10 protein-coding genes are annotated in these 11,602 nt (G+C 64.4%); 4 read left to right on the top strand and 6 right to left on the bottom strand.

Features of this window, described 5'->3' with window-relative positions:
• From EN939_RS07170 to EN939_RS07145, 6 genes are all read right to left on the bottom strand, one after another.
• Positions 1-318 (bottom strand): ATP-binding cassette domain-containing protein (locus EN939_RS07170; RefSeq protein ID WP_164750902.1); only part of this gene is annotated, 318 nt, incomplete at its 3' end.
• A gap of 49 nt (positions 319-367) precedes the next feature.
• Positions 368-1,381, bottom strand: a complete 1,014-nt coding sequence (locus EN939_RS07165; RefSeq protein WP_023811211.1) for an ABC transporter substrate-binding protein — start codon at positions 1,379-1,381, stop codon at positions 368-370.
• Between the two features lie 96 nt (positions 1,382-1,477).
• Positions 1,478-2,368 carry an SMP-30/gluconolactonase/LRE family protein gene (locus tag EN939_RS07160; RefSeq protein WP_127267466.1) on the bottom strand — a complete coding sequence of 297 codons (891 nt, stop codon included), beginning with the start codon at positions 2,366-2,368 and terminating at the stop codon, positions 1,478-1,480.
• Between the two features lie 195 nt (positions 2,369-2,563).
• The gene (locus EN939_RS07155) at positions 2,564-3,532 is read right to left on the bottom strand and encodes a YihY/virulence factor BrkB family protein (protein ID WP_245456784.1); all 969 of its coding nucleotides are present in this window, start codon (positions 3,530-3,532) and stop codon (positions 2,564-2,566) included.
• Positions 3,533-3,645: 113 nt separating this feature from the next.
• A complete protein-coding gene (locus EN939_RS07150) occupies positions 3,646-4,368 on the bottom strand; it encodes a response regulator transcription factor (protein WP_127267464.1) in 723 nt (240 codons plus the stop codon).
• Positions 4,368-5,639 carry a GAF domain-containing sensor histidine kinase gene (locus EN939_RS07145; protein WP_127267463.1) on the bottom strand — a complete coding sequence of 424 codons (1,272 nt, stop codon included), beginning with the start codon at positions 5,637-5,639 and terminating at the stop codon, positions 4,368-4,370. Before EN939_RS07145 ends, EN939_RS07150 begins: the two co-directional genes overlap by 1 nt.
• A gap of 331 nt (positions 5,640-5,970) precedes the next feature.
• Here EN939_RS07145 and EN939_RS07140 point away from each other — a divergent pair, with 331 nt between their 5' ends.
• From EN939_RS07140 to EN939_RS07125, 4 genes are all read left to right on the top strand, one after another.
• Complete coding sequence (locus tag EN939_RS07140; protein ID WP_127267462.1) at positions 5,971-8,391, top strand: glucan 1,4-alpha-glucosidase; 2,421 nt, start codon at positions 5,971-5,973, stop codon at positions 8,389-8,391.
• A 63-nt stretch (positions 8,392-8,454) separates the two neighbouring features.
• Positions 8,455-9,468: a phosphogluconate dehydrogenase (NAD(+)-dependent, decarboxylating) gene (gene gnd / locus EN939_RS07135; RefSeq protein WP_127267461.1), complete on the top strand. Its 1,014-nt coding sequence runs from the start codon at positions 8,455-8,457 to the stop codon at positions 9,466-9,468.
• A gap of 22 nt (positions 9,469-9,490) precedes the next feature.
• Positions 9,491-10,867, top strand: a complete 1,377-nt coding sequence (gene zwf / locus EN939_RS07130) for a glucose-6-phosphate dehydrogenase (RefSeq protein ID WP_127267460.1) — start codon at positions 9,491-9,493, stop codon at positions 10,865-10,867.
• 12 nt (positions 10,868-10,879) lie between these two features.
• Entirely contained in the window at positions 10,880-11,599 is a 720-nt protein-coding gene (locus EN939_RS07125; RefSeq protein ID WP_127267459.1) for an ROK family protein, read from the top strand.
• Positions 11,600-11,602: the final 3 nt, after the last annotated feature.

The following is an 11,602-nucleotide window of genomic DNA, read 5'->3' as shown; positions in this document are numbered from 1 at the left end:
GATGCGCGTGTTCTCGGCGACGCTGAGGTTGGGGCACAGCGACAGTTCCTGGAAGACGCAGCGTATGCCGAGCTGCTGCGCCCGCGACACCGAGTAGTTGTCCTCGGTGTCGCCATGCACGCCGATCTTGCCACTGTCGGGCACCAGCGTGCCAGCCACCATGTGCATCAGCGTCGATTTGCCGGCGCCATTGTGGCCGACGAGACCAACGCACTCGCCGGGGCCGACATGGAAATCGACGCCGCCCAGCGCGCGAACGGCGCCGAAATGCTTTTCGGCGCCGTTCAGTCTGATGATGTCAGCGTTCCCTTCAGGCATGCTCAACGATATCCGCTCGATGATCCGGAGGGCAACGCTTGTTCAAGGCTCACTTGATGTTGGCTTTGATGGCCGCGATCGCGTCTTCCTGCGTGTATTCGTGGCTGGCGACGCCGCCCTTGGGGATCTTCGGCAGCTCGGCCTCGAAATCGTCCTGTGTGAAGGCCAGATACGGCACCAGCAGATCGTGCGGAATGTCGGTGCGGCCGTCGAGCACCTGCTGCGCCACCCAGAAGGCGAGCGACGACACGCCGGGCGCGATCGAAGCCGACCAGGTCTGGTAGCCGTCCTTGTCCTTCTGCTCCTTCCACCACTGCAGCTCGTCCTGGCGGTTGCCCATGATGATGGTCGGGCGCGGCTTGCCGGCGGCGGCGAAGGCCTGGGCCGCGCCGTAACCGTCACCGCCCTGGTCGACGACGCCGACGATGTCGGGCAGCGACGGCAGGATGGTTGCCACCGCCTTCTGCGCTGTCGTCTGGTCCCAGTCGCCGGTCACCGAACCGACGATCTTGAACTCGGGATGGGCGGCGACACCTTCGAGGATGCCGGCATGGATGGCATCGTCGATCGAGGTCCCGGCAAGGCCACGGATTTCCAGCAGATTGCCGCCCTTGGGCTGGAACTTGGCCATCTGCTCGATTTCCTGCTTGCCCATGTCCTTGAAGTCTACGACGACACGGTAGGCGCAAGGTTCGGTCACGGTGCCGTCGAAGGAGACGACGACGATGCCGGCATCGCAGGCCTGTTTGATGGCGCCGTTGAGCGCATCCGGCGAGGCCGCGTTGATGACGATCGCGTCATAGCCCTGCAGGATCAGGTTCTGCACCTGCGCCGCCTGTGTCGGCACCTCCTTGTCGGCGGTGGTGAAGATGTCGGCCGCGCCGACGATCTTGTCGGCGACCGCCTTCTTGGTGACAATGCCATAGCTGTCGAGCATCGCCTGCCGCCAGGAATTGCCGGCATAATTGTTGGAAAAAGCGATCTTCTTGCCACTGGTGTCGGCCAGCGCCGTGCCCGAGGCGAGCATTGCCGCCAGAGCGCCCAGAACGAACAGTTTCTTCATGTCGTTATCCTCCCAGATGTGTTGACTGCTGCATTCCCACCGGCTTTGACCCCGGCCTCACTCCCAACTCTGATTTGAGCACGGATTGTCGCGAGCTCAAAACAGTCTCAATCCCGGCACGCGCACCCTGAGCCGGTACAGCGACGTCGACGCGGTGATGTAGAGGCTTTGCAGATCGTCGTCACCGAAGGTGAAATTCGCGCAATCCTCGGGCGTCCGGATGACGCCAAGAATGGCGCCCGAGGCGTCGAAAATGTGGATGCCGCCGGGTCCGGTGCAGTAAAGATTGCCGCGGCTGTCGATCTTCATGCCGTCGGGCGCCCCCGGCCCCTCGCCCTCGGTCACTGCCCACACCGCGCCGCCATCGAGGTCGCCATTGGCTTCGACGCCGAACACCCTGATATGCCCGCGTTCGGTGTCGTTGATGAACAGCCGCGACTCGTCCAGCGAAAAGCACAGCCCGTTCGGCTGCCCGAAATCGTCAGCCAGCAATGTCAGCCGGGCGCCATCGCCATCGATGCGATAGACGCCCTGGAACGGCAGGTCCTGTGGCCGTGGCACGCCATAGAATTCCCTCCGGCCATAGCCCGGATCGGTGAAATAGATCGATCCGCCGGTGGCAACGACGATGTCGTTCGGGCTGTTGAGCTGCTTGCCCTGATGGTGCGTGGCAAGCACCGTCGCGCTGCCGTTGGGTTCGGCGCGGGTCACCCGGCTCGTTGCGTGCTCGCAGGTGACCAGCCGCCCCTGGCGGTCCAGCGTGTTGCCATTGGCCTTGTGGCTCGGCGCGCGGAACAGCTCGATCTCGCCTTCGGCACTGCGGCGATAGATCCGGCTTTCCGGAATGTCGGAGAAGACCAGCCATTTCTCGTAGGGGTGCCAGACCGGCCCTTCGAGGAAGCCGAAGCCGCTCGCCAGGGTCTCAATGGTCGCATCGCCGACGACGTCGTCGAAGCCGGAATGGCGCGCACGCGCCGACACCGACATCATCGGCTCCCGGCGCGAACAGCCGTGCTACTCCGCATGGTGACAAATGGCATGAGCGCTTCCCGATATAGGCTTCTTGTTGGGGCAGAGCGTAGGCGCGGTACCGACGAGCCGATACGGGTCAAAGCGCACGGCCGACTGTGCGTTTGCACAGTCGGCCGTGCCTATCGAGCACGGGATAGCGACGACGTCAGATCAGGGCCGGCGACCACTCCGCAAAAGCGCGGTCAAGGTTGCGCTCGCGCACGCCACAGCCACGAGCACGACCACGCCTGCAGCGTTGGACTCCTGTTGTGTTCGAGCCGAGTCGTGCTGCGCGGGTAAAGGGCTGTGAACCAAGGTTTTCAGATCGGACCGGCTGCCGTGCCGAACGGAATAGGCGCGCGTGAACTCGGCACCGAGGAGGAAAATTTCCGACGAGTAGTAAACCCAGAGCAGTATGACGAGCAGGCCGCCGGCGGCGCCATACGAAGACGCAACCGCGCTGGTGCCGATATACCAGCCGATAAGCGATTTCCCCAGTGTGAACAGGGCCGCGGTCCCGATAGCGCCAATTGCCACATCGCGCCATTCCAGGGTTCGATCGGGTAGAACCTTGTAGATGGCGGCAAACATCACCGAGATAAGTGCAAACGAAACGACGCCATTGATCCCGCTGAGTATGATCGTTCCGAACGGCAGATAGGCGTTGATGAAATCGCCCAGTGCCGAAATCGCAGTGCTTGCGATGAGAGAGACCAGCAACAGGAACCCGAGTGCGGCCACCAACCCCAGACTGGCGGCCCGCGCCCGCACCAGACGCGACAGGGAATTGCCTTGCGGTTCGATCTTCCAGATCGTGTTCAACGATTGCTGCATTTCGCCGAAGACACCAGACGCGGCCACCAGCAAGGTGACCAGCCCTATGATCGCGGCCCAGGTGCCGTACAGACTGTCGGATGCACTTTCCAGCGCAGTCTTCAGGAGATCGGCGCTTTCCGGTCCCATCAGCCCTGATATCTGCGCGGACAAGGCCAATTGTGCGGCATCGTGGCCGAAGACGAGACCAGCAATCGCAACCACGATCAGCAAGATCGGCGCCAGCGAGGTGGTGGCATAGAAAGCCATCGCAGCACCATGGCTAAGCGCATTGTCGTTGATGAAGCCGACTATGCTTTCACGCACCAGATGCCATGAATCTGTGATTGAGGGTCGCACTTCGGGTCCGCAGGCATTGAGTTGGCGTTCACTAGCAATGCGCCTGACCTTCCGAAGTTCCGGGGCGTGGCCGCCGCTGTTCAGTGCTCCGCCAGCCAGGCATCGAGCCGGTCCTGTTCGCGGCGCAGTGCGTCGATGTTGATCAGGCCACGCGCCATGGCGAGATAGATCGCCCGCGTCCGCGAGTTGAACACGGAAGCATCGCCGGCGCCGTCGTCCGCCGGCACGATGCCGAGCTTGTCATAGACATGCTTGATGCGGCTCTGCGCACCACGGATCGACAGGCCGCGCCGCGCCGCGATCGCCCGGTCGGTCAGGCCGAGCGCGATGTCGATCAGGCTCTCATATTCGCCGTCGGTGATGCCCTCGAACTTGTCCTGCACGCGGTGCTGGATGCCGCGGATCTCGCGGTCGATGATGCAGTGGCCTTCGCGGAAAACCCCGCGCAGCGCGGACCGCATGCCCTCCTCCGTCGCCGATTTGAGCACATAGCCGTAGACCGAACCGGGCGGCACGATGCGTGCCACGCCGCGCACATAGGCTTCGTCGGCGAAATTCGACCAGAACAGGATGTGCGTGCCGGCGCGGCGGTTCCAGATCGCCTTGGCAACTTCGATTCCCGTCGCCTTCGGCATCTGCAAATCGAGCACGACATGCAGTGGCTCGCGTTGGGCCGCCAGGTTGATGGCGTCCTCGCCGTCGCTCGCCTCGATCACCTCGACGTCGCCGGGCCACAGCTGCTCCACCGTCCGCCGCGCGAAGCTACGGTGCAGCCCGTCATTCTCGGCGATCATCACAAGCATCACATGGCCTCCGATACGGCGAACTCGCCAGGCACCGCTGCCGCCGCCAATTCTCGCGACGGCTGGCGGTCGATCTCGACGACGACACGGGTGCCGCCGTTCTTGCGGCCGGCCTGGCCGATGCGCAGCCGCGCCCCAATAAGGGCTGCCCGCGTGTGCATATGGCCGATGCCGCCATACGCAGCCGGGTCGACGGTGCCGCAGCCCTGGCCGTCATCCGTCACGATCACCCGCAGCACGCTTGCGGTCGACGCCAGCAGCACGTCGATGCGGTGCGGCGCGGCATGGCGAACGGCATTGTTGATCGCTTCCTGCACGATCCGGTAGAGCGCGGTCCGCACTGGCTCCGGCAAACTGTCGGCGCCGCCGTCGCTGGTGTCGGCGATGCGCACGGCGATCGGCGGCTTGGCCTTGCTGACACTGCGGTTGAGATGCGCTTCGACCGCATCGCGCAGGCCGAACAGTTCGAGCACGCTCGGCCGCATGGCGTCGACGATGTGGCGCAGTTCCGTCAGACAGCCGGCGACCTCCTGCTCGAGGTCGGCAAGCTGCGCGGCCCGCGCCACGCCCTGGCCGCGCAAGGCCGAAAGCTGGCGCGCGATGCGGGCGAGATCGGCAAGCGTCTGGTCGTGCAGGTCCATGGCCATGCGGCGGCGTTCGCGCTCCATGCCCTCGGTCAATTGCGAGGCGCCTACGCGCAGCAGTTCGACGCGGTTGCGCGCCTCGCTCTCGGCCAGCATGGCGCGGCGCGCCTCCTCGGTCTGGATCAGCGCGAAGATATAGGGCGCGATCAGATCGGCGCATTGCTGGGCGACCGCGACATCGGCAAGCGTGTAGCAGCCGATTTCGTGCCGACTGATGTTGAGCGCGCCGATGACGCTACCGCGCGCCCTGAGCGGCACGATGATGCGGCTGCGCAGCTTGGCCGCGAAAATCGGCTCGTCGAAAGCGCCGGCAAAATGAAAACGGTCGTCGACAAGCGCGTTGTCCGACAACAGGTAAGGCGTCTTGCCCCACAACACGAAGCGAATCGGACTGCCTTCCACCGGATGCTGGGCGAGCTCGCTCCAACTGGTGTGGAAACCGGCTTCGTAGCAGGCATGCATGCGCCCATCGTGAGACAGCACAGCCAGATCGATATGGTCGTGCGGGATGAGCGTGCCGATCTCGATGGCGGTCGCGCGGAACGCCGTGCCGGGATCGATATGGCCGGCAAGCGCCCGCGATATCGCCAGCAGCCGGTCGATCAGGACCAGGGACACTTCCGCCATTGCTTTCACGATCCTCCCGTGCCGCGAAATAGTGGACGCATGCCGCCGCCGCTGTCAACGACGGCGCCGTTGACTATAGGAATTTTTTCTTGACTCGGTGACCTCAGCTATGGTACATTTTTGTCCATGGTGCTGATTTGCGCCAGTGACCCGCCGCACAGGCGGGTTGTTCGCTTGATGCTCCGTCAGCCAATGGCGGGCGAAGGCTCCGAAGAAACCCGTCAGCCCGAGTTCGTTGCCCTGCCGTTGGACCGGCCGATCAACTTGCGGTGCAATGATTGTAAAGGGTTCGCGTCCTGGTCTAGGGAGGAGGCCAGGAGAGCGAAACAGAATGCCAGTGACGCAAAACGTTGCTCCGGGCGCCCCGGGGATCCCGGCGCGCTGGACATCAAGCGCCAAGAGTGGCGTCGGAACGTCGCTTTCGCCGGCCGGCCGGATCTGGTTTACGATCAGCCACGGCATCCTCAACGAAGTCTACTATCCGCGCGTCGACAGCGCCTGCACCCGCGACCTCGGCTTGATCGTCACCGGTCCCGGCGGCTATTTTTCGGAAGAGAAACGCGATGCCGGGCATACGATCGAACCGTTCGAGGACGGCGTGCCCGCCTACAGGCTGGTCAATACGGCGAATGACGGCGCTTGGCGGATCGAAAAGCGTATCCTCGCCGACCCGGAGCGCCCGGCGCTGCTGCAGGAAATCACCTTCACGGCGCTGAAAGGGGTGCCCGGTGACTACCGCGTCTACGCGCTTCTGGCGCCGCATCTGGTCAATGCCGGCATGGGCAACACCGCCTGGGTCGGCGAGCACGAGGGAAAGCCCATGCTGTTCGCCTCGGGGCGCGGCTCTTGCCTGGCGCTGGCCTCGTCGCTGCCCTGGCGAACCGGTTCGGCCGGCTATGTCGGCTTTTCCGACGGTTGGCAGCAACTCCACAATACAGGTGAGCTCGACGCTGCATACCAGCGGGCCGAGGACGGCAATGTTGCGCTGACGGGCGAGATCGGCTTTTCCGCGACCAAGACCAAGGCTTTGCTGGCGCTGGGATTTGGCGCGACGCCTGAGGAGGCCGCGGAACATGCTTTCGCCAGCCTGAAGCAGGGTTTTGAACCCGCGGCGAACTCCTATCTTCAGAACTGGCGCAATTGGCAAAAGGGCTTGCTGCCGCTGGACGACCGGCACGCGGTGCCCGGGATCAACTTCTATCGCACCAGCACCGCGGTACTGGCGACGCACCGGTCGATCGCGACACCAGGCGCCGCGGTCGCCAGCCTGTCGATCCCGTGGGGCTTCAACAAGGGTGACGACGACCTCGGCGGCTACCATCTGGTCTGGCCGCGCGATCTGGTCGAGACGGCGGGCGGCTTTCTTGCTGCCGGCGATGCTGCCTCGGCCCTGCAAATCCTCGATTACCTCAGCTCCATCCAGCAGCCGGACGGCCATTGGCCGCAGAACGCCTGGCTCGACGGATCGGCCTATTGGCCCGGCATCCAGATGGACGAATGCGCCTTTCCGCTGCTGCTGGCCGACGCTTTGCGCCGCGCCGGCCATTTGCCCCGCGCCAGGCTCATGACCTTCCTGCCGATGATCGAGCGCGCCGCCGGCTATGTCGTGCGCAACGGGCCCGTCACCGGCGAGGACCGCTGGGAAGAGGATGCCGGCTACAGCCCGTTCACGCTCGCCGTCGAAATCGCCGCACTGCTTGCCGCGGCAGACCTGCTCGACGCCTGCGGCAAGACAGACGCCGCGACGTATCTGCGCGAGACATCAGACGTCTGGAACGACCAGGTCGAGCGCTGGACCTACGTCACCGGCACGGCGATCTGCAGTCAAGTCGGCGTCGAAGGCTACTATGTCCGCATAGCACCACCCGACAGCGCCGAGGCCGGTTCGCCGAAGGACGGCTATGTCCCGATCAAGAACCGGCCGCCTGGCGACACCGACCGGCCGCCCGAGGAAATCGTCAGCCCGGATGCACTGGCACTTGTCCGCTTCGGTCTGCGGGCGGCTGACGATCCGCGCATGACAGACACGGTCAAGGTCATCGACGCGCAATTGCGCTGCGATCTGCCGCAAGGGCCGCTCTGGTACCGCTACAATGGTGACGGCTATGGCGAGCACGAAGACGGCGCGCCTTTCGATGGCACCGGCCAGGGTCGCCCCTGGCCGCTGCTGGCCGGCGAACGCGCCCACTATGAGCTGGCGGCTGGGCGCAGGGAAAAGGCAGCCAGCCTGCTGGCAGCGCTGGAAGGCTCGGCCGGACCGGGCGGCCTGTTGCCGGAGCAGGTCTGGGACGGCGCCGATCTGCCGGAACGCGAACTGCTGCACGGCCGACCCTCGGGCAGCGCCATGCCGCTGGTCTGGGCGCATTCGGAGCATATCAAGCTGCTGCGCTCGCTGCGCGACGGCGCGGTCTTCGACATGCCGCCGCAAGGCGTCAAGCGCTATATCGAGGACAAGACCGTATCCTCGTTCAGGACCTGGCGGTTCAACAACAAGATCCGCACCATGCCGGAGGGCAAGACGTTGCGCGTCGAATTGTTGGACCCGGCTACAGTTCACTGGAGCACCGACAACTGGGCGACCGCCCATGACAGCCAGACGGTGGAGAACGCCTTCGGCATCCATCTTGCCGATCTGCCCGCGGCAAGCCTCCCCGAGGGAAGCACGCTGCTCTTCACTTTTTTCTGGCCCGGGACCGGCGATTGGGAGAATGTCGACTTCTCCGTCATATCGGGCGACCAAGATGGCCAGTAGATCACAGCCAGTAGACCTTCCCTCGATAACCCCGCAAATCTCGTAGAAAACAGGGACGAAACCATGCAGATCGGAATGATGGGACTGGGCCGGATGGGCGCCAACATGGTCCGGCGCCTGATGCGCGACGGCCACGAATGCGTCGTCTACGACATCAACCCGGCCAGCGTCGCCGCCCTGGTGACCGACGGCGCGTCAGGGGCGGCCTCGCTGGAAGAATTCGTCGGCAAGCTGGCCAAGCCGCGCTGCGTGTGGCTGATGCTGCCGGCGGCGATCACCGGCAGGATCATCGATCAGGTGGCGGCCCTGATGGAGCCCGGCGACATCGTTATCGACGGCGGCAATTCCTACTACCACGACGCCGTCGACCAGGCCGCGAAACTGGCCGGCAAGGGTATCCATCTTGTCGATGTCGGCACCAGCGGCGGCGTCTGGGGCCTGGAGCGTGGCTACTGCCTGATGATCGGCGGCCCCGACGTGGCGGTGCAGCACCTCGATTCGATCTTCGCCACGCTGGCACCGGGCGCCGACGTCGGCGCCAATCCGCCTGGGGATGCCGGCACCGCGCCCTTTGGCTATCTGCATTGCGGACCGAGCGGTGCCGGCCACTTCGTCAAGATGGTGCACAACGGCATCGAATATGGCGTCATGGCCGCCTATGCCGAAGGCATGAACATCCTGAAGTCGGCCAATGCCGGCAAGCGGCAACGGACGGCGGACGCCGAGACCAGTCCGCTGGAAAACCCGCAATACTACCAGTTCGACATCGACCTTCCGCAGGTGGCCGAGGTCTGGCGGCATGGCAGCGTTATCGGCTCCTGGCTGCTCGACTTGACGGCCGGCGCCTTGAAAAGCGATCCGGGCCTGGTGAATTTCGGCGGCCGCGTTTCGGATTCCGGCGAAGGGCGCTGGACGCTGAAGGCGGCGATCGACACCGGCGTGCCGGCTCCGGTGCTGTCCTCGGCGCTGTTCGACCGCTTCTCCTCGCAGGGCGAATCCGAATTCGCCGACAAGCTGCTCTCCGCCATGCGCTATGCCTTTGGCGGCCATGTCGAGAAGCCGAAGGCCGGCAAGTGACGACACGGGGGGAGACACGCGCATGAGCCAGGAACGGTCCGACACGCTGGTGCTCTTCGGGGCAACCGGCGATCTCGCCCACAAGAAGATATTTCCAGCCCTTTACCAGATGGTCGCCAAGGGCACGCTCACCGAACCGGTGATCGGCGTCGCCTTCGATGCCTGGGACCTCAAGCAATTGCAGGCGCGCGCGCGTGACGGCATCGTCAATGCGCTCGGCAAGATCGACGAGAAAGCGTTCGCCAAATTCGCCTCGCTGCTGCGCTACGTCAGCGGCGACTACCGTGACGGAGCGACGTTCGAGAAACTGAAAAACGCCCTCGGCACCGCGCAGCGGCCGCTGCATTACATGGCGGTGCCGCCGACCATGTTCGAGACCGTCGTCCAGGGGCTGGAGCAATCAGGCACGGCGCATGGCGCGCGGCTGATGGTGGAAAAGCCCTTCGGTCACGATCTGCAATCGGCGCGCTGGCTGAACCGGGTCCTGCATCTGGTGTTCGACGAACAGTCGATCTTCCGCATCGACCATTACCTGGGCAAGGAAGCGATCCAGAACCTGCTCTATTTCCGCTTCGCCAATTCGCTGCTCGAGCCGATCTGGAACCGCAACTACGTCGAGAGCGTGCAGATCACCATGGCCGAGGATTTCGGCGTCGAGGGACGTGGCCGCTTCTATGACGATGTCGGCTGCATCAGGGACGTCATCGAGAACCATCTGCTCAACATCCTTTTGCTGCTTGCCATGGAGCCGCCTGTCGGCCGTTCCGCCGACGACCTGATCGATGAGAAGGTGCAGGTGCTGCGCGCGATCAGGACGCTGACAAAAGACGATGTCGTGCGTGGCCAGTTCACCGGCTATCTCGCCGAGCCCGGCGTGGCGCCGAACTCGCCCGTCGAGACCTTCGCGGCGGTGCGTTTCTTCGTCGACACCTGGCGCTGGCAGGACGTGCCGTTCTTCATCCGCGCCGGCAAGAACATGCCGGTGCATGTCACCGAAGTGGTGGTGCGGCTGAAGCGGCCGCCGCTCGATGTCTTCGATCCGATCAAGCCCGCCGACCAGAACTACGTCCGCTTCCGCATCGACCCACAGGTGGTGATCGCCATCGGAGCACAGCGCAAGGCGCCGGGCGACGACATGATCGGCGAGCAGGTCGAACTGACGGCGCTCGACGATTCAAAGGGCGACATGCCGCCCTATGAGCGCTTGATCGGCGACGCCATGAACGGCAACGGGCAGTTGTTCACCCGCCAGGACGCCAGCGAACTGGCCTGGCGCATCGTCGGCCCGGTGCTTGGCGACACCACGCCGCCGCATCTCTACGAGCCGCTCACATGGGGACCGGCGGACGTCATGGCCGGGTTCGGGCCGCCCAATGGCTGGATCGATCCGGTGAAGTGAGAGGACCACACGATGGCCAAGGCGGTGAAGCAACCTGCATCGGGCACCGAGAAGCCGGACACTGAAAAGATCGTGCTCACGATCGGCATCGGCGGCTCGCACGTCAAGATCCTCACCAGCGCCGGCGGCGAGGAGCGCCGCGCCGATTCGGGGCCGGGCCTGACGCCGCAGCAGATGATCGACGTGGTCAACAAGCTCGCCGAAGGCCTGTCCTACGACGTCGTCTCGATGGGCTATCCCGGCCCGGTCAATCACAACAGGCCGCTCGCCGACCCCGCCAATCTCGGCAAGGGCTGGGCTGGATTCGACTTTGCGGGCGCGTTCGGCAAACCGGTGAAAGTGGTCAATGATGCGCTGATGCAAGCCATCGGCAGCTACGAGGGCGGGCGCATGCTGTTCCTCGGGCTCGGCACCGGTCTCGGTGCGGCGATGATCGCCGACAACGTCGCCCAACCGATGGAACTCGCGCATTTGCCCTACAAGAAGGGCAGGAGTTTCGAGGATTATGTCGGCGAACGCGGCCTGGAAAAGCGCGGCAAGAAGAAATGGCGCAAATACGTCTTCGACGTCGTCGACCGGCTCCGTGCCGCCATGCAGCCGGACTATGTCGTGATTGGCGGCGGCAACGTCGACAAGCTCGATGAATTGCCCGCCGACTCCAGGCGCGGCGACAACACACGCGCCTTCGAAGGCGGGTTTCGTTTGTGGCGCGACAAAGCGCTGATAGTCTGATAC

Source organism: Mesorhizobium sp. M7A.F.Ca.CA.002.05.1.1 (assembly GCF_003998335.1).
GTDB lineage: Bacteria > Pseudomonadota > Alphaproteobacteria > Rhizobiales > Rhizobiaceae > Mesorhizobium.
The sequence above is the reverse complement of the archived record's forward strand: the minus strand, read 5'-3'. Positions and strand labels throughout refer to the sequence as shown.